The following is a 23316-nucleotide window of genomic DNA, read 5'->3' as shown; positions in this document are numbered from 1 at the left end:
CCGATGCTGCTCAAGACGTCACTACGGAGCTTCTTCGCCCACAAGGGTCGGATGGCGCTCTCGCTCATCGCTGTGGTCCTCTCGGTCGCGTTCGTCTCCGGCACCCTGGTGTTCTCCAACACCGCGACCTCCACCTTCGACAAGCTGTTCGCCACCACCGCCTCGGACATCTCGGTCCGGCAGGCCGTCCCCGAGGCCGACGACGAGCCGGACGGCGAGGGCCGGGGCAAGCCCCGGACCGTCCCGGTGGACACCGAGCAGAAGATCGCCGCCCTGTCGGGGGTGAAGTCGGTCCGCGGTGAGGTCTCGGTCCAGAACGCGGTGCTGACCAACCCGCTCACCAACAAGGCGGTCGGCCCGACCAGCGGTGCCCCGACGATCACCGGCTCCTGGCACGACAACCAGAACATGCTGAAGATCACCTCGGGCAAGGCGCCCGCCGGTGGCGACCAGATCGTGCTGGACGCCGACACGGCCAAGAAGGCCGGCCTGGGGATCGACGGCAAGCTGCGGGTGATCACCGCGGTCGGCGACCGGGTCTTCACCATCTCCGGCATCGCCACCTTCCAGACCACCAACCCCGGTGCGGCGCTGGCCTTCCTGGACCTGCCGACCGCGCAGTCGTACCTGCTCGGCAAGACCGCGCTCAGCACGGTCGAGGTGACGGGCGACGGGTCGAAGAGCCACGAGGCGCTGAAGGCCGCCGCGCTGGCCGCGCTCGGCGACGGGTACAAGGTGCTCACCGCCGAGGAGCAGAAGGCCGAGGGCAAGGCCGACATGGCCTTCCTCGACTACATGAAGTACGCGATGCTCGGTTTCGCCGGGATCTCGCTGCTGGTCGGCGGCTTCCTGATCATCAACACCTTCTCGATGCTGGTCGCCCAGCGCACCCGGGAGATCGGGCTGATGCGGGCCATCGGCAGCAGCCGGAGCCAGGTCAACCGCTCGGTGCTGATCGAGGCGCTGTTCCTCGGAGTGCTCGGCTCCACCCTCGGCCTGCTGGCCGGCATCGGCCTGGCCGTCGGCCTGATCCAGCTGATGAAGGCGACCGGGATGAACCTGTCCTCCGCCGACCTGCAGATCGGCGCGAGTGTGCCGATCGCCTCCTACGCGGTGGGCGTGGTGATCACCGTGCTGGCCGCCTGGATCCCGGCCCGCCGGGCGTCGCGGATCTCGCCGATGGCCGCCCTGCGGGACCACGGCACACCCAGCGAGGCCAAGGCCAACCGGATCCGGGCCGCGATCGGGCTGGTGCTCGCGGGCGGCGGCACGGCGCTGCTGTTCGCGGCGGCCGGTGTGAGCTCGGCCGGTACCGGTGGCCAACTTCTCGGTGGCGGCGTCTTCCTGACCCTGGTCGGCCTGGTGGTGATCGGTCCGCTGCTCTCCACCTGGGTGGTCGGCGTGCTGGGCGCGGTGCTGCCCGCGCTGTTCGGCCCGTCCGGCAAGCTGGCGCAGCGCAACGCCACCCGCAACCCGCGCCGTACGGGTGCCACCGCCGCGGCGCTGATGATCGGCCTGGCGCTGGTCACCGGTGCCTCGGTGGTCACCTCCTCGATGGTCACCTCGGCCAACGACCAGATCGACAAGTCCGTGGGCGCCGACTACGTGGTCGCCTCCAGGACGAACGCCGACCTCACCCCGGCAATGGTGACGGCAGCCCAGGGCACCCAGGGGCTCAAGCACCTGACGCTGCAGAAGTCCCTCCCGGTGGTGCTCGTCACCTCCGACGGCAAGCGCAGCAAGGACCAGCTGGCGGCCGCTTCGAAGACCTTCGTCGAGGACTTCAAGATGCCCGTGGAGTCGGGTTCGGCAGAGGCGGCCTTCGCGGTCGGCGGTGTGGCGGTCGGCGGCGAGTTCGCCAAGGAGCACGGTCTGCGGACGGGTGACCGGATCACGGCCGACTACGGTCTCGGCCACACCCAGGAGCTCACCGTCGGGTTGATCATCAAGTCGGGCGACGACATGTTCAACGGGACGTTCGCCAACCTCGACACGGTCGCCAAGGCCGTCCCGGCGGCGGACCTGCCGGCCGACAAGGCGATGTTCGCCAAGCTCGCCGACGGCGCCGACCCGGCGAAGACGCTGGCCGCGCTGGAGGACTCCCTCAAGCAGTACCCGCAGCTGACGGTCACCGACAAGGCGGGCTACAAGGAGATCATCCAGAGCCAGGTCAACACCCTGCTCTACATGGTCTACGGCCTGCTCGGCCTGGCGATCGTGGTCGCCGTCCTGGGCGTGGTCAACACCCTCGCCCTCTCGGTGGTCGAGCGCACCAGGGAGATCGGCCTGCTCCGGGCGATCGGGCTGTCCCGCCGTCAGCTCCGCCGGATGATCCGCCTGGAGTCCGTGGTGATCGCCCTGTTCGGCGCCCTGCTCGGCACCGGCCTCGGCCTCGCCTGGGGCGTCACCTCCCAGCAGGTGCTCTCCGGCAACGGCATCAGCCTGCTGACCGTCCCGGTCACCACCATCGTGGTGATCCTGTTCGCCTCGGCCGTGGTCGGCCTGCTGGCCGCCCTGCTCCCGGCCTTCCGGGCCGGCCGGATGAACGTCCTGGCGGCCATCGCCACGGACTGACACCCGGTCGGGCAGTACGCGACGGAGGGGCCGCCCACGGGGGTGCGGCCCCTCCGTCGCGTACTGACGTCCGCTCAGTCCAGGGCGTCGCCGAACAGGTGGTTGCCCACCTGGTCCGGGTCGGTGCTGGTGTAGAACCCCCGGAACGCCGACAGCACCTCCGCCTCGGAGAGCACCCCGTTCCGGTCGGTGTCCAGCTTCTCGAAGGCGAACCGCGCCGCCGCCTCGGAGGAGCCGAACGCCCGCTGGAAGTCCCAGAACTCGGCCGCCGAGATCACCCCGTCGCCGTTCCGGTCCATCAGCGCGAACACCGCCAGCGCCATCGGCCGCAGCACGTCGTCGAACGCCCCGGGCGCCTCCGCGAGCAGCCGCATCCCGGCCCGGTACTCGTGCCGCTGGATCTTCCGGTCCCGGTTGGTGTCCAGGTCCGCCACCAGTGCCCGCCACCACCCCTGAGCCGCCGTCAGCATCGCCACCGCCTTCGGCGAGTCGAAGTCCTCCCCCGAGGCGGCGATCGTCCGCGCCGCGAGTCCGAGCACGTCCGAGGCGTCCACCAGCCCGTTCCGGTCCAGGTCGACCTGTCCGAAGCACAGGTCGATCTTCCGGTCGAGGGCATCGGGGCTGGCTGCGATGGTCATACCGTGTTCCTTCGTCCTGGTCCGTCCGAGCGGTGGCGAGCCTAGGGAGCCCGGGCCACCGACGGCAACAGCCGCCGCACCGGATGCACCAGTCCGAAGCTGATCGGAAGAGCTGCGGATCGCGGCCGGCCGACCCTCAGCGCGCTTCCGGCAGCCCGAGGAACCTGCCGACCTCCGCGGTGAACGCGGCCGGCTCGGTGCGGTGGATCAGATGTCCGGCGGGGATGGTGACGACCCGTCCGCCCGGGATCCGGCGGGCCAGCTCGGCGACGCCCTCCTGGGACAGGTGGCTGCGCGGGCCACCCGCCAGCACCAGGGTCTCGGCGGTGATCCCGCCGAGCCGCTCCAGCCAGGCCGGGTCAGGGGTGTCGAGCTGCCTCCTGACCGCGAGCACCATCTCCCAGTCGAAGCCCAGCCTCCCCGCCGGCCTGACCGAAACGGTCGGCCGGCGGGGGTACGGAGCCGGCACGTCCTCCAGCACCAGCCGGTCCACCCGCCCCGGACTCTCCTCGGCGAGCAGGTAGGCCACCACCCCGCCCATCGAGTGCCCCACCACGTCGACCCGGTCGACACCGACGGCGTCCAGGAAGCCGAGCACGTCGTCCCGCATGAGCTCCAGGGAGTACTCCCCGGGCCAGTCGCTCCGGCCGTGACCGCGCAGGTCGAGCGCGTACACCCGCCGACCGGTGGCGAGGACCGGTGCCACCACCTCCCAGTCGGCGGCGTCCGTGCCCAGGGCGTGCAACAGGAGAACCGGCGGAGCGTCCGACGGACCCGAGACCTGGAAAGCCAGCCGGATCCCACCCACCTCGATCAAGCGCTGATCAGCCATGCCCGGACGATACGTGGCCCGGCACCACCACCGAGGCGAGGTTCGCCGACGGAGGAACCGCGCGGACACCCGGGCACGCGTCGATCCGCCGCCCTCCGTCCGGCGAGCGGTCGTGCCGGAGCAACCTGGGGGTGAACACGGCCAGTCCGTCCGGCATTCGACCTGCTGACTGTCCGCCGCCGGTTCGACGCCCGCCAGAAGACCGGCACGCTGTTCAGCCGACCCGACGGCACGAGGTACCACCGGCGGGCGGGCGGGCGGACGTCGACTTCGGCGAGACCGTCCGGATTCCCGCGCCGCCCGGGTCTCACGGACAGCTGATCTCGGTACCGGTGCTGGCGGTGACCGCCGGGGTCTCGGAGGGGGTCGGGGCGGCGGTGGGCGAGGGCGGCGGCGGGGTGGCCACGCCGACCACGCCGGTGTAGTCGGTGCCCGCGATGACCTGCATGGTGGCGCCGAGGCCGGGAGTGGCGACCAGTTCGGCGTTCGGGAGGGCGGCGGCCACGGTCTTGACCGACTCGTCCCAGCGCGGGTCGTACCGGACCGTGGTGCGGGTGGTGGAGCCGCCGCCCGCGTTGGAGGGGGCGCCGGTGGTGGCGAAGCCGGCCTTGTGGAGGTCGCCGTCCACCCGGGCGCCGAGCCCGACCACGCCCGCGCCGTTGAGCACCTGGATGTGGATCTGCCCCGGCGCGACGGTGACCTGGACCGGTGCGGCCGGGGGAGCGGCCACCACCGGCCGGTCGGTCAGCGGCCGGCCCTCCCGGACCGCGGTGAACAGCGCCTTGGCCCCCGCGGCGTCCCAGCGCACCGTCGAACCCCAGCCCTCGACCTGGAAGTTGACGTCCCCGATCGGGACGGTGGTGAAGTCCGCCCGGGCGGGGGAGAGGTCCTTGAGCCGCCCGGCCAACCGGACCAGGTCCTCGGTGGAGAGGTCCCGGTCGGCCTTGACGGACTTCAGCACGGCGTCGGTCACCCGGGTCAGCTTCACCGGGTTCAGCAGGGTGTCGCTGCCGGTGGCCTGGTGCAGCAACTGGGCCAGGAACTTCTGCTGACGCTGCATCCGCCCGAGGTCCGAGCTGCCGTCCAGGTGCCTGGCCCGGACGTACTTGAGCGCCCCGGTACCGTCCAGCCGGGTGGTCCCGGCGGGCAGGTCGAGACCGGAGTACTCGTCCTTCAGCGGGCGGGAGCTGCACACCTCGACGCCGCCCAGCGCGTCCACGGTGGAGACGAAGGAGAGGAAGTTGATCTGGAGGTAGTGGTCGATCCGCAGGCCGGTGTTCTGCTCCACGGTGCGGACGGTGAGCGGGGCGCCGCCCATCCCGTAGGCCGCGTTGATCTTGCCGTGGCCGTCCGGCACCTCCCGGCCGGTGGCGAGGTCCCGGTGGGCCGGGATGGTGACGTAGGAGTCGCGCGGGATGCTCACCACGCTGGCCCGGCCGCCGTCCTCGGCGAGCTGGACGATCATCATGGTGTCGGTGCAGTGGCAGGACTCGCCGCCCGCGTGCAGCACGTTCTTGAGGGTGTCGGCGGGAATGCCCTCGCGGTCGTCGGTGCCGACCACCAGGAAGGTGGTGACCCCGTCGTCGGCGGGCCGCTCCTTGCTCCGGTCGAAGGCGTCCACCCGCCCGATCGCGTCCCCGACGCCGTTCAGCAGCGCCCGGCCCCCGCAGGCGGTGACCAGTACGGCGAGCGAGACCGCGCCCGCCAGCCAGCGACCCCAGCGGCGGCGTGGGGTGCGTTCCTGGGCGCGGCGCGGGTCGGTGGACGGCATCTCTCGGATGGTAGGCGGGTGCCCCGGTGGCCGGGCGGGGGCGCGCCGACCGGGTACGCCGGACGCCGGGACGGTCGATGAAACGTTCCTGCGGACCTCGCTCAGCAGACCGAACCTGACAAGCCCGGGCGGCCGCCGGTACGGTGGGCCCCGATGAACACCAAGGCTGCTGAGGAGCTGCCGGCGGTCTCCGTGATCATGCCGGTGCTCGACGAGGAACGTCATCTGCGCGCCGCCGTGCGGCACATCCTGGAACAGGAGTACGCGGGCGAGCTGGAGGTGGTGATCGCCCTCGGCCCCTCCACCGACCGGACCGACGCGATCGCCGCCGAGCTGGTCGCCGAGGACTCCCGGGTGCGGACCGTGGCCAACCCGACCGGCCGCACCCCCGCCGGGCTGAACGCGGCCATCCGGGGCTCGCGTCACCCGATCGTGGTGCGGGTGGACGGGCACGGGCTGCTCACTCCCGGGTACGTCTCCACCGCCGTCCGGCTGCTCGGGGAGATGGACGCGGCCAACGTCGGCGGCATCATGCACGCCGAGGGCGAGACCGAGTGGGAGCAGGCGGTCGCCGCCGCGATGACCTCGAAGATCGGCGTCGGCAACGCGGCCTTCCACACCGGCGGCCTGGCCGGCCCGGCCGAGACGGTCTACCTCGGCGTCTTCCGCCGCGAGGTGCTGGAGCGGCTCGGCGGCTACAACGAGGAGTTCATCCGGGCCCAGGACTGGGAGCTGAACTACCGGATCCGCCAGGAGGGCGGTCTGATCTGGTTCACCCCCCAGCTCAAGGTGACCTACCGGCCCCGGCCGAGCGTCCGGGCGCTGGCCAAGCAGTACAAGGACTACGGCCGCTGGCGCCGGGTGGTCACCCGGTACCACAAGGGCTCGGTCAACCTGCGCTACCTGGCGCCGCCGGCCGCCCTGCTCGGGGTGCTGACCGGCCTGGTGCTCGGCGCGGCCCTGCACCCGGTGTGCTTCGTGCTGCCGGCCGGCTACCTGCTGGCGATCGCGGGCGGTTCGGTGCTGGAGGGCCGGGGCCTGGCCCCCAAGGCCCGGCTGCAGCTCCCGCTGGCCCTCGCCACCATGCACCTGAGCTGGGGCTTCGGCTTCCTCACCTCCCCGCGCAAGCTGGCCCGCCGGGTGATCGCCAGCACCGCACCCGAACCGATGACGCCGGTCACCGAGGCCAACTAGCCCACCGCGTGGTCCCCGTGGCGCTATCTTCGGCGCCATGGGGAACTCCATGCGGGTGGAACAGAGCGCCGACGTCGACGAGCGGGCGGTGATCGGGCCCGGCAGTACGGTCTGGCACCTGGCCCAGGTCCGCGAGGACGCGGTGATCGGGGCGGACTGCATCATCGGGCGCGGCGCGTACGTCGGCCCCGGGGTCCGGATCGGCGACCGGGTCAAGCTGCAGAACCACGCCCTGGTGTACGAGCCCGCCGTCCTGGAGGACGGCGTCTTCGTCGGCCCGGCGGCCGTCCTCACCAACGACCTCTACCCGCGCTCGGTCGACCCCGACGGCAGGCTCAAGCGCGGCGACGACTGGCACGCCAAGGGCGTGACGCTCCGTCAGGGCTGCTCGATCGGCGGCCGCGCGGTGCTGGTCGCGGGTGTCACGGTGGGCCGCTGGGCGCTGGTCGCGGCGGGCGCCGTGGTGCACCGGGACGTCCCCGACTTCGCCCTGGTGGCCGGCGTCCCGGCCCGCCGGATCAAATGGGTCGGCCGCGCGGGCGAACCCCTCACCGACGAGGGCAACGGCCGCTGGCGCTGCCCCCGCACCGGCGAGGGTTACCTGGAGATCAACGGCACCCTGCGCGAGGCCCGGCCGTAGCGGCCGTTCACAGGCCCTGGCGCCCCTGCAGGTGCGCCGACCAGGAGCGGATGGCCGGGAGGCGCTGGTACAGGGCGTTGCCCGGGCACTCGGTGTTGAAGGCGTCGCGGTGGCCGGAGACGGTGCGGAAGGTGGCGCTGGTGCCCTTCTTGAACTTGCTGCCGTCCGAGGCCGAGGTCAGGGTGACCGAGCCGTCGGCGTCCCGGCCGGTCAGGCCGAGCTTCCAGGCGGCCACCTTGGCGATCCCGTCGACCTGGGCCTGCGGTGCGGTGTCGGAGCTGTAGCGGCCGAGCGCGGCCACCCCGGCGGTGTCGGTGTTGAAGCCCAGCGTGTGGGCGCCCAGCACGGGTTCGGCCACCCCGCCGGCCCGGCCCTCGTAGACCGTGCCGCAGCGGTCCACCAGGAAGTTGTAGCCGATGTCCCGCCAGCCGCTGCTCTTCACGTGGTACTGGTAGATCGCCCGGATCACCTTCGGCGCGTCCGAGCAGGCGTAGTCGTTGGCGGTGTCGGTGTGGTGCACGAACACCGCCCGGACCGGTCCGGTGTAGCCGAAGCCGCTCTCGCGCAGGCTCTCGTCGGCGCCCCAGCCCGATCGGGTGACGATGCCGGGGCGCGGCCCCTCGTGGGCCGTCGCGGGCAGCGACCGGGCGGAGGCCCGTCCCGGGTCGACCAGTTCGGCCCGCAGCCCGCGCGGCGGGGTGCCGGTGAACCGGACCGCGACCCCGTCACTGGGCCCGACCCAGAGCGGCGCGGTGGCGCCCCGGCCGGCCCGTTCGGCGCCCCCGGGATCGGGCCGGTCGTCCGCCTCGACCTCCAGCGGGTGCCAGTCGCCCCACACCCCGCCGACCGGGCGGACCTTCACCTGGACGGAGCCCTCGAACACCGCTCCCGGGTCGTCCCAGCTCACCCCGACGAGCGAGAACGGGGCGGTGTCCCGTTCGGCCGGGCCGCGCTGACCGGCCGTCAGCGGGAAGGTGCGGACACCGCCGTCGGCGGGCTGGGCGAAGGCGGGTTGCGGGAGCAGCAGCAGGGAGCCGGCGGCGGCGAGCAGGGAGAGGCGCATAGAAGGGATATTGCGCGCAAACCGGACCTGACGCCACGCCAGTTCGTCCGGTCGCCCTCCCCTCCCCGGGCGCCGCCCGAGGTCGTAGGCTGGACCGCACCATGACTGCGCCCTTCGCTGCCGACGCCCGCACTCCCGCCGAGCTGCTGCACGCATATCTGCGCGCGGGAGCCCCCGACGCCGATCCGTCCCGTCCCCTGGTCACGTTCTACGACGACGCGACCGGCGAGCGGGTGGAACTCTCCGCCAAGACCTTCGACAACTGGGTGGCCAAGACCGCCAACCTGCTCCAGGACGAGCTGAACGCCGGGCCCGAGACCCGGGCCGCGCTGCTCCTGCCGGCCCACTGGCAGAGCGCCGTCTGGCTGCTCGCCTGCTGGTCGGTCGGGGTGACGGCGGTGCCGGGCGGCAGCCCGGCCGACGCCGATCTGGTGATCAGCGGCCCGGACGGCCTGGACACCGCCAAGGACTGTTCCGGCGAGCGGGTGGCGCTGGCGCTCCGCCCGCTCGGCGGCCGGTTCCCGGAGCGGCCCGACGGCTTCCTGGACTACGCCGCCGAGGTGCCTGGCCAGGGCGACCGGTTCGCCCCGTACTCGCCGGTGGACCCGCAGGCCCCCGCGCTGGAGACGCTGGTGGACGGCCTGCCGCTGAACCTGACGGGGGAGCAGACCGTGGCGCTGGCCCGGGAGGGCGCGGTCCGGCTCGGCCTGGAGCCGGGCAGCCGGGTGCTCAGCACCTTCGGGTACGACGACTGGACCGGCCTGGAGGCCGGGCTGCTCGCCCCGCTGGCCGCCGGTGCCTCGGTGGTGCTCTGCCGGAACTCCGGTGAGCTGACCGAGGAGCAGTGGACGAAGCGGATCGAATCCGAACGGGTGACTCTGCGCCTGGGCTGACCCCGGCCGGGCGGCCAGGGGTAGGCATCCCCGTCATGGCCGAGGACGATGACGACCGCGCACGCCCCCCGACCTCACGAGGCGGGGGGCGCCGCCGGTTCCTGCTGATCACCGCCGCCGTGCTGGCCTTCTTCCTGGTGGCGGGAGGTGTCCTGGCCTGGATCGGCTACCGGAAGCTGGACGGCAACCTGGAGACCGACGCCACCACCGGCCGGCTGCTGGAGCACGACGCCTCCGAACGGCCCGACCGGGGCCCGTTGCAGGCCGAGAACATCCTGCTGATCGGCAGCGACGACCGCAGCGGGGCCAACGCCGCGTACGGCTACGCGGGCGGGCGGCGCTCGGACACCACGATCCTGCTGCACCTCTCGGCCGACCGGCAGCACGCGACGGCGGTGAGCATCCCCCGGGACGCGATGGTCCGGGTGCCGGCCTGCGAGCTCCCGGACGGGACGCGGACCCAGGCCCGCTTCATGCAGTTCAACTGGGCCTTCGAGACGGGCGGCCCGGCCTGCACGATCCGGACCGTGGAGCAGCTCAGCGGCATCCGGGTGGACCACCACCTGATCCTCGACTTCACCGGCTTCAAGAAGATGGTGGACGCGGTCGGCGGGGTGGAGGTCTGCGTCCCCCGGGCGATCCACGACAAGAACGCCCAGCTGGACCTGCCGCCCGGCCGGCAGACCCTCGGTGGCGAGCAGGCGCTCGGCTACGTCCGGGTCCGGGAGACCCTGGGCGACGGCAGCGACACCCAGCGGATGGGGCGTCAGCAGCAGTTCCTCGCCTCGCTGATCCGCAAGGTGCAGTCGCAGGGGGTGCTGCTCAACCCGACCAGGCTGTGGCCGCTGCTGGACGCGGCCACCTCGGCGGTCACCGCCGACGAGGGGCTGAGCCGGGTCGGCGCGCTCTACGACCTGGCCCAGGACCTGCGCTCGATGCCGACCGAGAACGTGGTCTTCCTGACCACCCCGCGCCGTCCGTACCCGGGGAACTGGGACCGGGACCAGCTGGTCCAGCCGCAGACCGACCAGCTGTTCGCCACCATCCGGGCCGACCGGCCGGTCACCGTCCAGCCGTACCAGGTCACGCCCTCGCCCTCGCCGTCACCCTCCGGTGCGGCCTACGCCTCGGCCGCCGCCTTCGCGGGTCCGTTCGCCCCGGCGTACACGCCCGGGCCGAGCGCCGAGCCGGCGGAGGACGCCACCACCGAGTCGCCGTTCCCCGACGCCCCGTCAGCCTCGATGCCCCCGCTGCCCACCACCAGCCCCACCCTCGAAGGCCGGACCGCCGACCAGGACTCCTGCGTGATGCACTGACCCCGGACGGCCGAAATGTGTAGGTTCGGTGCAGGCGAGTCGCGAACTTTGCCCGTTTTTAAGGCGGTTGCCCGCCATGATGCCGGTCACACTCCGGCCGAATCCGGGCGGAAGCTCGTCTAGGGTGTCCGGGATGAACAGCGGACACCGGCACAGGGCGGACTTCGCGGATCAGAACCCGCCCGAGGTCGATCCGGCCGATCAGTGGGTGCTCGACCCGGCCACGGGCGAGTTCCGGCTGGACCTGGACGCGGTGCCCGCGCAGGTGCCCCGCCCCCGGGAGGCCGAGCGGCCCCGACGGGCGGCCGAACCGCCGACCGGCGGCCGGGCCGACCGGCGCCGGGCGCAGGGCGGTGGCCGTCCTCCCGGTGCGAAGCCGCGCGGCCGCCGACGGGCCCTCAAGTGGACCGCCGGGGCGGCCGCCCTGCTGCTGGTGGCCGGCTGCGGCGGCGCCTACTACGCGTACCAGCACTTCAACGGGAACCTCTCCTCGGTCGAGGTCAAGGTCGGCTCCGAGGCCGAGCGGCCGAAGGCGGCCACCGGGGCGTTGAACATCCTGGTGATCGGCACCGACAGCCGGCAGGGCCTGGGGCGCGCGTACGGCGACGAGGGCAGCGAGGGCCACGCCGACACCACCCTGCTGTTCCACATCTCCAAGGACCGCACCAACGCGACGGTGCTGAGCATCCCGCGCGACCTGATGGTGCCGATCCCGGAGTGCGAGACCGCGGCCGGGAAGAAGATCCCGGGCGAGAGCCGGGCGATGTTCAACACCAGCCTGGGGCAGAACGGCCGGGACCCGGGCTGCACCTGGAAGACCGTCGAGAAGATGACGGACATTCACATCGACCACTTCGTGATGGTGGACTTCGAGGCGGTCAAGACCCTCTCCACCGCCGTCGGCGGGGTGGAGGTGTGCGCGGCCAAGGACATCAACGACAAGGACTCGCACCTGAAGATGTCCAAGGGCAAGCACGTGGTGCAGGGCGAGGAGGCACTCGCCTTCGTCCGTACCCGGCACGCCGTGGGCCTCGGCGGGGACCTGACCCGGATCCCGCTCCAGCAGCAGTTCATCAGCTCGATGATCCGCAAGATCAAGAGCAGTGACACCCTGACCAGCCCGACCAAGCTGTGGAACCTCGCGGACGCCGCCACCAAGGCGCTCACCGTGGACTCCGCGATCAAGAGCGTGGACAAGCTCAAGGACCTGGCCCTCGACCTCGCCAACGTGAACACCCAGAACATCACCTTCACCACGGTGCCGGTGCTGGACGACCCGAAGGACGAGAACCGGCTGGTCCTGAACGACAAGGACGCCGCCCAGCTGTTCGCGATGGTCGCCGCCGACCGCTCGCTCACCGAGGTGGCGGGCGCCCCCGCCGAGACGCCGGCCGCGCCGCCCGCGGCGACCCCGGCCCCCGCACCGACCGCGCCGCAGGTCGACGCGGCCGCGGTCCGGGCGACGGTCCGGAACGGCACCGGGGCCGCCGGGCAGGCCGGCAAGGCCGTCACCGCGCTGGCGGGCAAGGGCTTCACCGAGGTCGGCCCGGGCAAGGACGCCGCCGTGGTGACCACCAGCTCGATCAGCTACCCGCGCGGCAAGGCCGACCAGGCGGCGGCGCTGGCGGTCGCGCTCGGGCTGCCGGTCGACACCGCCAAGGAGAGCAGCACGCTCGGGGCGAAGGACTCGCTGCAGGTGGTGCTCGGCAAGGACTACACCGCGCTCGGCAAGCCGGCCGCCCCGGTGCCCACCGAGGCGCCGAAGGACCTCCAGCGGGTGCAGGCCGACGACGTCAACGTGTGCGCCAAGTAACCGGTCGGTCGACGGTCCGTCAGCCACGCTTCGCGCAAGCGTTCTGATTCCGTAACAGGATTCGGGCCCGCGCTGTGATGTCGGGTAGGTTCCGAACAGGTGGCCTACGGGGGGCGACCGCTCGAGCAGGGGGGTCCACCGATGACCGACGTCCAGACCCGCCCACCGGGCGGCCGGGCCGCGGCCCGCCGGGCCGCCGGGCAGCGCCCCCGACGGCGCCGTTGGCTGCGGATCACCGCGCTGGCGGTCGGCTTCGTCCTGGTGGCCGGCTGCGGCGCCGGGTACTGGTACTACCAGCACCTGAACGGCAACTTCCAGGCCGGTGAGCTCAACCTCAGCGACGTGACCGGTGCCAGGACCGCGCCGAACGCCGCCGGGCAGACCCCGCTGAACATCCTGCTGATCGGCACCGACAACCGGGGCACCGCCGCCAACGTCGCCCTCGGGGGCGGGGCCGACGACGCCAACCGACCCGGCCTGGCCGACGTCCAGATGCTGCTGCACGTCTCCGCCGACCGCAGCAACGCCTCGCTGATCAGCATCCCGCGCGACACCCTGGTGGACATCCCGGCCTGCCACAGCGAGGACGGGAAGACCACCTACCCCGCCGTCAAGAAGAAGATGATCAACGAGGCGCTGGCCCGGGGCGGCCCGGGCTGCCTGGTCGGCACCTGGCAGGCCCTCACCCAGGTGCACGTCGACCACTACATGATGGTCGACTTCGCGGGCGTGGCGAACATGGCCACCGCGGTCGGCGGGGTGCCCGTGTGCGTCAACATGAACCTCTGGGACCGGTACCAGAAGGGTGTCGGCGGCACCGACCTCAAGCTGCCGAAGGGCGTCAGCTACATCCAGGGCGAGGACGCGCTCAAGTGGCTGCGGGTGCGCGACGCCTGGGGCGACGACATCGGCCGGACCAAGGCCCAGCACCTGTACCTCTCGGCGATGGTGCGGGAGTTGAAGGCCAAGGGCTCGCTCACCGACCCCGGCCGGCTGATGTCGCTGGCCGAGGCCGCCACCAAGTCGCTCAGCGTCGACAAGCCGCTGGCCGACATCCGCAAGCTGTACGAGCTCGGCACCGAGCTGCGCGAGGTGCCGACCGAGCGGATCACCACCCTGACCGTCCCGGTGGACGCCGCCAAGAGCGACCCGGACCGGCTGGAGCTCAGGCAGCCGGACACCGAGCAGATATGGAAGCTGCTGCTGGCCGACCGGCCGTTCGACGACAAGGGCCCGGCACCCGCCGCGGCCGCACCGAGCCCGGCGCCCACCCCCACGCCCGACCCCACCCCGGCCGTGCCGGTGGCCAAGGCCGGCGTCCAGCTCACCGTGCAGAACGCCTCCGGCGCCGAACTCCGGGCCAAGGAGATCACCGCCGCCCTGGTCCACCTCGGCTTCACCGACGCCACCGCGATCGGCGGCGGCGGCAACCGGCCGACCACCCAGCTCGGCTACCCCGCCGCCCAGGCCGCCCAGGCACACGCGGTCGCCGCCGCCCTCGGCCTGCCGGCCGCCGCCCTCAAGGAGTCCGGCACCGGCAAGACGCTGGCCCTGGTGATCGGCGCGGACTGGCCGACCGGCGCCACCTTCCCGGTCACCGCCGCCCCGACCCAACTGCCCAAGTCCGCCGAGGCGGTCACCGCCGACGACGACAAGTCCTGCATGACGGTCAACCCGCAGGGCCGCATCTACACCTACTGACCGGCGTATCGTGCACCCGGAGAGGTGGTGCGAGATGCCGGGCGCGGTACGAAGGTGGCGGCCGGGTTTCCCGCTGGACCTCGGACGGACCCTGCTGCCGCTCCGGCGCGGCCCCGCCGACCCGGCCCACCGGACGGACCCGGAGGGCGGCGTCTGGCGCGCCTCCCGGACCCCGGGCGGGATCGGTACGCTCCGGCTGACCGCACGGGCCGGCGAGGTCGAGGGACGCGCCTGGGGCCCCGGCGCGGACTGGCTGCTGGAGCGGCTGCCCACCCTGCTCGGCGACGGTGACGACCCGTCAGGACTGGTGCTGCCGCCCGGACCGCTGCGCGAGGCCCAGCGCACCCACGCGGGAGTCCGGCTGGTCAGGACCGGGCTGGTGCTGGAGTCGCTGATCCCGGCGATCCTGGAACAGAAGGTCACCACCGGCGAGGCGTACCGCTCCTGGCGCACCCTGCTGCGCGACTTCGGCACCCCCGCACCCGGCCCCGCCCCGGGCCTGTGGGTGCCGCCGTCCGCCCGGGAGTGGGCGATGATCCCGAGCTGGGCGTGGCACCGGGCCGGTGTCGACCCCCGCCGCTCCGCCACCGTGGTCCGGGCCGCCCGGCTGGCCCCCCGGCTGGAGGAGGCCGCCGCACTCCCGCACGACGAGTCCTTCGCCCGGCTGACGGCCGTGCCCGGCATCGGGCACTGGACCGCGGCGGAGACCCTGCAGCGCAGCAACGGTGACCCCGACGCGGTCTCGGTCGGCGACTACCACCTCCCCAACCTGGTCGGCTGGGCCCTCGCGGGCCGCCCCCGCAGCGACGACGCCCAGATGCTCGCCCTCCTCGCCCCCTACCCGGGCCACCGCCACCGCCTCTGCCGCCTCCTCACCCTCACCAGCACCCCCGCCCCCCGCTACGGCCCCCGCCTCACCCCCCAGGACCACCGCCACCACTAGGCGCTCAGCTTTTTGGCAGGGTGTTCGGTTGCACTGTCCAGGGGCTCGGGGCTGCACCTTTGGCAGGCGCTCAGCGGTCGACTACCCAGAGCCCCGAGCCCCTGGACCGTTCAGCGGACCGTCACGAAGGCTTCCGCCGAGCGTTCCTGGCGTTCCCTCGGGGCCTCCGCCGGCCGGCCGACCGCGACGGCGCCCATCGGGTCCCACCGGTCCGGCAGGTCGAGGACGCCCCGCACCGTGTCCCGGCAGAACATCGTCGAGGAGACCCACGCGGAGCCGTACCCCTCCCCGGTCAGCGCGACCAGCAGGTTCTGCACGGCAGCCCCGATCGCCACCGTGAACATCTCCCGCTCCGCCGCCGCCCGCCGGGCGTCGGGGTACGCGTGTGCCCCGTCCATCACCAGGCAGGGCACCACCAGGTACGGCGCGTCCCGCAGCACGTTGCCCCGGGCGGTGCGGCGGGCCACCTTCGCGTCGTCCCAGCCGTCCAGCTCGCGCAGGTCGCGCTGCCAGGCGGCGAGCATCGCGTCCAGCAGCCGGGTCCGCACCTCGGGGCTCTCCAGCAGGACGAACCGCCAGGGTGTGGTGTGGTGCGGGGCCGGGGCGGTGACGGCGGCGGCCACCGCGCGGCGGACGGCGGCCGGGTCGACCGGCTCGGGGGTGAAGGAGCGGATGGTGCGCCGCAGCGTGACGGCCTGCCGGAGCGCCTCGGAGGTGCCCAGCCGGAACATGTCGTCGGCGGCCGGCCGGATCAGCGGGCGGACCCCTTCGCCGTCCGTCTCGGTCACCAGGTCACCCAGACCGCGCACCACGGCGACCGGTACGCCGCTGGCCTTGCCCTTCACCAGGTCACCGGCGGCGGCCAGTTCGTCGGCGGTGGCGGTGACGGTCATCGCCAGCTCGTTGCCGTGGGTGTCCCGCCGGCCCCGGTGGTCGTCCAGGACGGTCAGTCCGGCGGCGCCGATCGCCACGTCGGTCAGGCCGTTGCGCCAGGGGCGGCCGAAGGTGTCGGTGACCAGTACGGCCAGCCGACGGCCGGTCAGCTGCTGGAGGCGGGCCCGCAGGGTGCGGGCGGAGGAGTCGGGGTCGAGCGGCAGCAGCAGGACGGTGCCGGGGGCGGTGTTGGAGGCGTCCACCCCGGCCGCCGCCATCACCAGGCCGTTGCGGTTCTCGACGATCCGGGCCGGGCCGCGCCGGGCGACCACCCGGACGGTCTCGGCGTCGATCGCCGCCTCCCGGTCGGCGGCGTGCAGCAGCCGGCCCTCGGCCTTGCTGACGATCTTCGAGGTGACGAGCAGGATGTCGCCGTCCTCGAAGGTCCCGGCCTTGGCGATCAGTTCGGCCAGGTCCGCGTCGGCGGTGATCTCCGGCAGCCCCGCCACCGGCAGGACCGAGATCACGCCCTGACCTGCTCGGCCAGCTCCAGCGCGGCCCGGGCCATCGCCGCGGTGGCGGGGACGTCGGTCATCAGCAGCGGGATCGCCCGGCAGGTGATCCCGGCGGCCTCGACCACGGCCACGGCCTCGGTGTCGGCGGTGTCCACCAGCCACCCGTCGAGCAGGTCGGCACCGTAGTGCAGCGCCACCGCCGATGCGGTGGCCTCGACGCCGACCGCCGCCAGCACCTTGTCGGCCATGCCGCGCACCGGCGCCCCACCGATGATCGGGGAGAGCCCGACCACGGGGGCGGCGGCGTCGCTGACGGCCTGTCGGATGCCGGGGACGGCCAGGATGGTGCCGATCGAGACCACCGGGTTGGACGGCGGCAGCAGGATCACGTCCGCCTCGGCGATCGCCGCCAGCACGCCCGGGGCGGGCTTCGCGGTGTCGGCGCCGACCGGGATGATCGCCTCGGCGGCCACGGCGGCGTGCAGCTTGACCCAGTACTCCTGGAAGTGCACCACCCGGGGGCCGGCCTCCTCGGTGATCCGGACGTGGGTCTCGACCCGGTCGTCGGTCATCGGCAGCAGCCGCACGCCGGGCTGCCAGCGGTCGCACAGTGCCTCGGTGACGGCGCTGAGCGGGTAGCCCGCGCCGAGCATCTGGGTCCGCACGATGTGGGTGGCGAAGTCCCGGTCGCCGAGGCCGAACCACTCGGGCCCGACGCCGTACGCCTTCAGTTCCTCCTTGACCGACCAGGTCTCGTCGGCCCGGCCCCAGCCCTGCTCCTCGTGGATGCCACCGCCCAGGGTGTACATCACGGTGTCCAGGTCGGGGCAGACCTTGAGACCGAAGAGGTGGATGTCGTCGCCGGTGTTGCCGATGACGGTGATCTCGTCCTGAGGGCCGGTCAGTTCACGGAGTCCGCGCAGGAAACGCGCTCCACCGATCCCGCCTGCCAGTGCCACGATGCGCATGCGCTCATCCTGCCAGGCGGGCCGGTGGGTGCGGGCCGGGGCCCGGGGTCAGTGCGCCTCGACCCGGGTCTCGGGGGCGACCGCGGCGCCGTACTGGTTCATCTCGACCAGGCCGGGCGAGTAGAGGTGGATGGAGACGGCGGGCTCCAGCGAGGCGTTGACCACCTCGTGCAGGTAACCGGCGGAGAACACCCGCTGCCCACCCGGGCGGAGCGGGCGGCTGCCCTCGCCGGCGTGCGTGAGCGAGCGCTCGACCAGCTCGCCCTGAAGCACCGTCATGACGCCGGAGGACTGGCCGTGGTCGTGGAAGCCGCTGCTCTGGCCGGGCAGCCAGCTGAGCAGCCAGACCTCGTAACCGGGGCCGGTCTCCAGCCGGGCGTACCAGCGGGTGAGCGCGTCGTAGCGGACCAGCGGCTCCCAGCGGGAGCGGTCGGCGGCGATCTCGCGGACCAGCTGGGCGTAGCCGGCCACCGTGCTGGGGTGACGGGGCAGGTCGGTGCGGGCCAGGTGCGGGAAGGCCAGCGGGTCGCCGGCGATGGAGACGTCGCTCAGGCCGTCGGTCCAGCGCGGGGCCGGTACGGCGACGGTGGATTGCCTGGCGCGGTCTCGGTTGCGCTTGCGGAGGCGGGGCATTCGCATGGGAGGAATCCTCGGAGCGGCTGGTCGGCGGGGGAGTCAGCCGGACCGCGGGATTCAGGGGGGACTCTGTCGCGCGGGCGGCCTCGATGTTCCTGGGCGGCGCGCGGTGGGACGCGAGCGCCTAGATACAGCAGGAACAGAGGCGACAACAGAGCGAGCTCGCGGCAGCACGGAGCTGCGCCTGGCGGCGGCTCCGGGTGAGGGCGAACTCTGACATGCGTGCAAGGAGACCGCAGGAGTGGGCGGAGTGTCAAGCGAACTCCGGGACATTCGGGTCAGATCAGCACTGAACTACCGGATGGGGTGATAAATCACCCTCTATGTTTCGATGTGAAGATCGCCGGGAAGGCAGCCGGTGACCAGGCAACCGGGCCGATCCGTTCCGGCGTCCCCCCGTTCGGGGGTGGCGGAGGCGACGGTGCGTCAGGTTGACTGCCTGTCAGACGGTGGGTGTTTCCGGACGATTGAGGCCCATCAGGGCGGTAAATCCTGGATGTCCGGATATGTACACTTATCGTAGTGCCTTGGTTCCGGGGAGTGAATCCTTGGCCCAATACCAGAGCTCGGCTTGACTGGGCCAGAGTGACGCACATGTAATTTCACTCGTGTCGTTCCGCCGCTCCAGGCAACGGCAACACCACGGGGACGCCAAAGGGGCAGAGGAGGCGCGCCAGATGAGCGAGCTCTTTGAGCTGTTGATCGGTGAGGGCATCGAAGAGGACGAAGAGGAACTCGGTTGGCAGGAGCGCGCGCTGTGCGCTCAGACCGACCCCGAGTCCTTCTTCCCGGAGAAGGGCGGCTCCACCCGGGAGGCGAAGAAGGTCTGCCTCGCCTGCGAGGTCCGGTCCGAGTGCCTCGAGTACGCCCTGGCCAACGACGAGCGCTTCGGGATCTGGGGTGGCCTCTCCGAGCGGGAGCGCCGTCGGCTCAAGAAGAGCGCGGTCTGAGCAGGCCGCCGTCCGCCGGTCCCGCACCGGTTCTGTGCAGCGCCTCACCGAAGACGGTGGGGCGCTTTCGCATGTCCCCGACCATCGCAGCGCCTTCTGCACACACTCCGGGCGCAAGCCCGCCATCCGGAGCCGTTAGTGTGGTGCGCCACCTGACTTCGCCGTTCTCGGCCGTGTCCACTGAGAAGCTTGGGGCCAACGCACTCGATGACCGTCTACAGCCACCAGAGCGGCTTCTCCGCAACCCGGCCGCCCGCGTACCCGCGCCACCTGGTCACCGCCGTGATCGTCTCGCACGACGGTGCCCGCTGGCTCCCGCAGGCCCTCGCCGGGCTGCTCGGCCAGGACCGGCAGGTCCAGCGGATCCTCGCGGTGGACACCGGCTCCACCGACACCTCGCCGCAGCTGCTCCGGGACACCCTGGGCGACTGGCTGCCCGAGAGCGGGCCGCTGGTCCTCGGCCGTCGCTCCGGTTTCGGCAACGCGGTCGGCCAGGCGGTCTTCAACAGCCCCCCGCTGCGCCCCGAGGACCTCCCGTACAGCCTCGACCCGTCCGGCTACGACCCGGTCACCGGCGGCTGGGACGACTTCGGCGACCCGCTCGGCGCCGAGGACGACCTCGGCCGCGGCGGCCCGCGCGAGACCAGGCCGGTCGAGTGGCTCTGGCTGCTGCACGACGACTGCGAGCCGCAGACCGACGCACTGCGCCGACTGCTCCAGGTCGCCGACTCCACCCCGACCGCCGCGGTGGTCGGCCCCAAGCTGCGCAGCTGGTACGACCGCCGCCAGCTGCTCGAGGTGGGCGTCACCATCGCCCGCTCCGGCCGCCGGTGGACCGGGCTGGACCGCCGCGAGCAGGACCAGGGCCAGCACGACCAGGTCCGTCCGGTGCTCGCCGTCTCCACCGCGGGCATGCTGGTCCGGCGCGACGTCTTCGAGGAGCTCGGCGGCTTCGACAAGGCGCTGCCGCTGATGCGCGACGACACCGACTTCTGCTGGCGGGTCAACGCGGCCGGCCACCGGGTGGTGGTCGCCCCCGACGCCGTGCTCCGGCACGCCGAGGCGGCCAGCCGCGAGCGCCGCGCGATCGACTGCGGCGCCGCCCACCCGCACCGGGTCGACAAGGCCGGCGCGGTCTACACCCTGCTGGCCAACTCCAAGGGCCTGCTGTTCCCGTACGTGCTGCTCCGGCTGATGCTCGGCACGCTGTTCCGGGTGCTGGTCAACGTGATCGGCAAGGACCCCAAGCAGGCTTTCGACGAACTCGCCGGACTCGGCCACGAGCTGGTCCGGCTGCCGCGCCTGCTGGCGGCCCGCAAACGCCGGGCCAGGACCAGGGCCGGCGACGCGCTGGACGACCGCACGCTCTTCCCGGCCCCAGGCGCGACCGCCCGGCTCGCCGTCGAGGGCATGATCGGCTCGCTCGGCATCGGCGGCGGCGACGACTCCGGCGCCGGCCGGCACGGCTCGGTCGAGTCGGGCCCCGGCGACGAGGACGCCGACGACCTGGTGGTCGAGCAGTTCGCGCTGCTCAAGAAGCTGGCCAAGCGCCCCGCCCCGCTGCTCTTCACCGCCCTGCTGATCTTCGCCCTGATCGCCTGCCGCGACCTGCTCGGCAGCGGCAACCTGCTCGGCGGCGCGCTGCTGCCCGCCTCCGACGGGGCGTCAGGTCTCTGGTCGATGTACGCCGACGGCTGGCACCCGGTCGGCAGCGGCTCGACCGCCACCGCGCCGCCGTACCTGGCCGTGCTCGCGGTGCTCTCCGGACTCACCTTCGGCAACGCCGACCTGGCGGTCGGCCTGCTGCTGGTGCTGGCCATCCCGCTCGCCGCGGTCAGCGCGTACCTGGTCTCCCGCCCGCTGATCGAGTCCAAGCTGGTCCGCGCCTGGGCGAGTGCCGGGTACGCCCTGCTGCCCGCCGCCACCGGCGCGCTGGCCCAGGGCCGGATCGGCACCGCCGTGCTCGCCGTCCTGCTGCCGCCGCTGGCCCGGGCCGCCGCGATCAGCGCCGGCCTCGGCATCCGCGCCGAGACCGCCGCCAAGGGCGCCCGCCCCGGCTGGCGGTCCAGCTGGATGACGGTGCTGATGCTCACCGTCTGCACCGCCTTCGTCCCGCTCACCTGGGCGATCGCGGTCCCGCTCTGCCTGGCCGCGCTCGCCTTCGCGGTGCTCCGCGGCGGGGCGTACGGCTCCGGCGGCGAGGCGCTGCGGCTGCTCGGCGTCCGCGTGCTGGTGATCCTCGGCGCTCCCGTGCTGGTGCTCGCCCCCTGGTCGCTGCACGTGCTCGCGCACCCGTCCCGGCTGCTGCTCGAAGCCGGCCTGCCCGGCCTCTCCGGCCAGGCCCCCGGCGCGCTCGGCCTGATCCTGGTGAACCCCGGCGGCGCCGGCGTCCCGCCGATCTGGCTGTCCGCCGGTGTGGTGCTCGCCGCGCTCGCGGCGCTGCTCCGGGCCGACCGCCGCCGCGCGGTGCTGGCCGCCTGGGCCGCCGCCGCGGCCGGGCTGGTCTTCACCGTGGTGGTGGCCGGCACCGCCGTCACCCCGGCCTCCGGCGGCGCCCCGGTGGCCGCCTGGGCCGGGCCCGCCACCCTGCTGACCGGTGTCGCCCTGCTGGCCGCCGCCGCGATCGGCGCCGACGGCGCCAACACCCGGGTGGCCGGCATCGCCTTCGGCTGGCGCCAGCCGGTCGCCGCCCTGGTGCTCGCCGCCGCCGTGCTCGCCCCGGTCGGCACCGCCGTCTGGTGGGCCGTCACCGGCGCCGAGGGCCCGCTCCGCCGGACCGAGACGGACCAGGTCCCCGCCTTCATCGCGGAGGAGGCCGGCACCACCGACCGCTCCCGCACCCTGGTGATCAGCGGCGACGCCCAGGCCGCCGCCGTGCACTACGCGCTGGTCCGCGGCGCCGGCCTGACCCTCGGTCAGGCCGAGGGCACCGTGGACGCCGCCGCCGACCCCAAGGGCCGGCTGACCGGCCTGGTCGGCCGGCTGCTGGCCGGCTCCGGCGGCGAGCAGGCCAAGGAACTGGCCGGTCAGGGCATCGGCTACGTCGAGGTCAAGGACCCGCTGACCCCCAAGGTCCGGGACGTCCTGGACACCACCCCCGGCCTGACCAAGCTCAGCCAGGAGAACGGCGTCGCGCTCTGGCAGGTCTCCGGCGCCCCGGCCACCCGGGCCGTGATCGTCGACCCCCAGGGCGTCGCCCAGCCGTTCCCGTCCGGCGTGCACGACATCTACCGCGAGCTCCCGGCCGGTCCGGCCGGCCGGGTCCTGCGGCTGGCCGAACAGGCCGACCCCCAGTGGACCGCGACCCTGGGCGGCACCGCCCTTGAGCCGGTCACCCTGGACGGCTGGGCGCAGGGCTTCAAGCTCCCCGCCACCGGTGGCCGACTGGACGTCACCCACGAGTCCGGTCTGCTGCACACCGGCTGGATCTGGGTCCAGCTCCTGCTCGGCGCCACCGTCCTGGTGCTCGCCCTGCCCGGCCGGCGCAACCACAACGACGACGACCTGCCCGAGGAGGTGGTGGCCGCCGCCGCGCTGGCCGCCGCCGCCCAGGCGCAGGCACCGATCCCCGGCAGCCGCCGGGCCCGTCGGCTGGCCGAACGCGGCGAGGGGGAGGGCGACGAGACCGAGCCGGACAGCGGCGTCTACGCCGCCATCCCGCAGCAGTCCGTCACCGAACCCGCCCCGATGCCGGCCGCCCCGGCCGAGCAGTACCAGGACCCGTACCAGCAGGCCGACCCGTACACCTGGGACCAGTACGCGGTGCAGCAGCAGCCCGCCGCCCCGTACGGCTACGAGCAGCAGCCGCAGTACGGCTACGACCAGTACACCGGTTACGACCAGCAGCAGTACCAGGGGTACGAGCAGCAGCCGCCGCAGGCGCAGCAGACCGACCAACAGGTCTGGATGCCTGAGCAGCCGCAGCAGGAGCCGTACTACGACCCCAATGACCCGTACGGCCAGCCGTACCGGCCCGGATCGGGGAGCTGACCCACC

General features: G+C 73.2%; 17 protein-coding genes. 10 read left to right on the top strand and 7 right to left on the bottom strand.

Annotated elements, in window-relative coordinates; translation table 11 throughout:
• Positions 1-3: 3 nt before the first annotated feature.
• The gene (locus OHV05_RS12330) at positions 4-2574 is read left to right on the top strand and encodes an ABC transporter permease (RefSeq protein WP_405017711.1); all 2571 of its coding nucleotides are present in this window, start codon (positions 4-6) and stop codon (positions 2572-2574) included.
• 74 nt (positions 2575-2648) lie between these two features.
• On the opposite strand, the gene OHV05_RS12325 is transcribed toward OHV05_RS12330, so the two are convergent.
• The 3 genes from OHV05_RS12325 to OHV05_RS12315 all read right to left on the bottom strand — a co-directional run bounded on the left by OHV05_RS12325 (position 2649) and on the right by OHV05_RS12315 (position 5815).
• On the bottom strand, positions 2649-3212 hold the full coding sequence (locus OHV05_RS12325) for an EF-hand domain-containing protein (RefSeq protein ID WP_405017710.1): 564 nt from the start codon (positions 3210-3212) through the stop codon (positions 2649-2651).
• A 136-nt stretch (positions 3213-3348) separates the two neighbouring features.
• Positions 3349-4044, bottom strand: coding sequence for an alpha/beta fold hydrolase (locus OHV05_RS12320; RefSeq protein ID WP_405017709.1), 696 nt, complete (start codon positions 4042-4044; stop codon positions 3349-3351).
• Between the two features lie 307 nt (positions 4045-4351).
• Positions 4352-5815, bottom strand: a complete 1464-nt coding sequence (locus tag OHV05_RS12315; protein ID WP_405017708.1) for an LCP family protein — start codon at positions 5813-5815, stop codon at positions 4352-4354.
• 153 nt (positions 5816-5968) lie between these two features.
• Between OHV05_RS12315 and OHV05_RS12310 the strand changes: the two genes are divergently transcribed.
• Positions 5969-7009 (top strand): glycosyltransferase family 2 protein, encoded by a 1041-nt coding sequence (locus OHV05_RS12310; RefSeq protein ID WP_405017707.1) that lies wholly within the window; start codon positions 5969-5971, stop codon positions 7007-7009.
• A 37-nt stretch (positions 7010-7046) separates the two neighbouring features.
• On the top strand, positions 7047-7649 hold the full coding sequence (locus OHV05_RS12305) for an acyltransferase (protein ID WP_405017706.1): 603 nt from the start codon (positions 7047-7049) through the stop codon (positions 7647-7649).
• A gap of 7 nt (positions 7650-7656) precedes the next feature.
• On the opposite strand, the gene OHV05_RS12300 is transcribed toward OHV05_RS12305, so the two are convergent.
• The gene (locus tag OHV05_RS12300) at positions 7657-8712 is read right to left on the bottom strand and encodes a peptidoglycan recognition protein (RefSeq protein WP_405017705.1); all 1056 of its coding nucleotides are present in this window, start codon (positions 8710-8712) and stop codon (positions 7657-7659) included.
• A 101-nt stretch (positions 8713-8813) separates the two neighbouring features.
• On the opposite strand from OHV05_RS12300, the gene OHV05_RS12295 reads away from it, so the two are divergent.
• The 5 genes from OHV05_RS12295 to OHV05_RS12275 all read left to right on the top strand — a co-directional run bounded on the left by OHV05_RS12295 (position 8814) and on the right by OHV05_RS12275 (position 15378).
• Complete coding sequence (locus tag OHV05_RS12295) at positions 8814-9605, top strand: TIGR03089 family protein (protein ID WP_405017704.1); 792 nt, start codon at positions 8814-8816, stop codon at positions 9603-9605.
• A gap of 35 nt (positions 9606-9640) precedes the next feature.
• Positions 9641-10921, top strand: coding sequence for an LCP family protein (locus OHV05_RS12290; RefSeq protein ID WP_405017703.1), 1281 nt, complete (start codon positions 9641-9643; stop codon positions 10919-10921).
• 133 nt (positions 10922-11054) lie between these two features.
• Positions 11055-12734, top strand: coding sequence for an LCP family protein (locus tag OHV05_RS12285; protein WP_405017702.1), 1680 nt, complete (start codon positions 11055-11057; stop codon positions 12732-12734).
• Positions 12735-12875: 141 nt separating this feature from the next.
• On the top strand, positions 12876-14435 hold the full coding sequence (locus tag OHV05_RS12280) for an LCP family protein (RefSeq protein ID WP_405017701.1): 1560 nt from the start codon (positions 12876-12878) through the stop codon (positions 14433-14435).
• Positions 14436-14469: 34 nt separating this feature from the next.
• The gene (locus tag OHV05_RS12275) at positions 14470-15378 is read left to right on the top strand and encodes a DNA-3-methyladenine glycosylase family protein (protein WP_405017700.1); all 909 of its coding nucleotides are present in this window, start codon (positions 14470-14472) and stop codon (positions 15376-15378) included.
• A gap of 110 nt (positions 15379-15488) precedes the next feature.
• Here the strand turns inward: OHV05_RS12275 and OHV05_RS12270 are convergent, their stop codons facing one another.
• Genes OHV05_RS12270 through OHV05_RS12260 form a run of 3 tightly spaced genes read right to left on the bottom strand, consistent with a single transcriptional unit; the run spans position 15489 to position 18373 of the window.
• On the bottom strand, positions 15489-16778 hold the full coding sequence (locus OHV05_RS12270) for a coenzyme F420-0:L-glutamate ligase (RefSeq protein WP_405017699.1): 1290 nt from the start codon (positions 16776-16778) through the stop codon (positions 15489-15491).
• Positions 16775-17734, bottom strand: a complete 960-nt coding sequence (gene cofD, locus OHV05_RS12265) for a 2-phospho-L-lactate transferase (protein ID WP_405017698.1) — start codon at positions 17732-17734, stop codon at positions 16775-16777. Before cofD ends, OHV05_RS12270 begins: the two co-directional genes overlap by 4 nt.
• Before the next feature lie 48 nt (positions 17735-17782).
• On the bottom strand, positions 17783-18373 hold the full coding sequence (locus OHV05_RS12260; RefSeq protein WP_403040646.1) for a cysteine dioxygenase: 591 nt from the start codon (positions 18371-18373) through the stop codon (positions 17783-17785).
• A 674-nt stretch (positions 18374-19047) separates the two neighbouring features.
• Here OHV05_RS12260 and OHV05_RS12255 point away from each other — a divergent pair.
• A complete protein-coding gene (locus tag OHV05_RS12255; RefSeq protein ID WP_145790473.1) occupies positions 19048-19320 on the top strand; it encodes a WhiB family transcriptional regulator in 273 nt (90 codons plus the stop codon).
• Between the two features lie 189 nt (positions 19321-19509).
• Positions 19510-23310, top strand: coding sequence for a glycosyltransferase (locus tag OHV05_RS12250; protein ID WP_405017697.1), 3801 nt, complete (start codon positions 19510-19512; stop codon positions 23308-23310).
• Positions 23311-23316: the final 6 nt, after the last annotated feature.

The sequence above is a fragment of the Kitasatospora sp. NBC_00070 genome (assembly GCF_045041205.1).
Classification (GTDB): Bacteria; Actinomycetota; Actinomycetes; order Streptomycetales; family Streptomycetaceae; genus Kitasatospora.
This window is presented reverse-complemented; position numbering and strand designations above follow the sequence as displayed.

Excerpts from the sequence above, each read along its gene's own strand:
- cofD (WP_405017698.1), bottom strand. The coding sequence starts at position 17,734 with ATGCGCATCGTGGCACTGGCAGGCGGGATCGGTGGAGCGCGTTTCCTG.
- OHV05_RS12315 (WP_405017708.1), bottom strand. The coding sequence starts at position 5,815 with ATGCCGTCCACCGACCCGCGCCGCGCCCAGGAACGCACCCCACGCCGC.
- OHV05_RS12285 (WP_405017702.1), top strand. The coding sequence starts at position 11,055 with ATGAACAGCGGACACCGGCACAGGGCGGACTTCGCGGATCAGAACCCG.
- OHV05_RS12275 (WP_405017700.1), top strand. The coding sequence starts at position 14,470 with ATGCCGGGCGCGGTACGAAGGTGGCGGCCGGGTTTCCCGCTGGACCTC.
- OHV05_RS12290 (WP_405017703.1), top strand. The coding sequence starts at position 9,641 with ATGGCCGAGGACGATGACGACCGCGCACGCCCCCCGACCTCACGAGGC.
- OHV05_RS12305 (WP_405017706.1), top strand. The coding sequence starts at position 7,047 with ATGGGGAACTCCATGCGGGTGGAACAGAGCGCCGACGTCGACGAGCGG.
- OHV05_RS12320 (WP_405017709.1), bottom strand. The coding sequence starts at position 4,044 with ATGGCTGATCAGCGCTTGATCGAGGTGGGTGGGATCCGGCTGGCTTTC.
- OHV05_RS12310 (WP_405017707.1), top strand. The coding sequence starts at position 5,969 with ATGAACACCAAGGCTGCTGAGGAGCTGCCGGCGGTCTCCGTGATCATG.
- OHV05_RS12280 (WP_405017701.1), top strand. The coding sequence starts at position 12,876 with ATGACCGACGTCCAGACCCGCCCACCGGGCGGCCGGGCCGCGGCCCGC.
- OHV05_RS12300 (WP_405017705.1), bottom strand. The coding sequence starts at position 8,712 with ATGCGCCTCTCCCTGCTCGCCGCCGCCGGCTCCCTGCTGCTGCTCCCG.
- OHV05_RS12325 (WP_405017710.1), bottom strand. The coding sequence starts at position 3,212 with ATGACCATCGCAGCCAGCCCCGATGCCCTCGACCGGAAGATCGACCTG.
- OHV05_RS12330 (WP_405017711.1), top strand. The coding sequence starts at position 4 with ATGCTGCTCAAGACGTCACTACGGAGCTTCTTCGCCCACAAGGGTCGG.
- OHV05_RS12260 (WP_403040646.1), bottom strand. The coding sequence starts at position 18,373 with ATGCGAATGCCCCGCCTCCGCAAGCGCAACCGAGACCGCGCCAGGCAA.
- OHV05_RS12295 (WP_405017704.1), top strand. The coding sequence starts at position 8,814 with ATGACTGCGCCCTTCGCTGCCGACGCCCGCACTCCCGCCGAGCTGCTG.
- OHV05_RS12255 (WP_145790473.1), top strand. The coding sequence starts at position 19,048 with ATGAGCGAGCTCTTTGAGCTGTTGATCGGTGAGGGCATCGAAGAGGAC.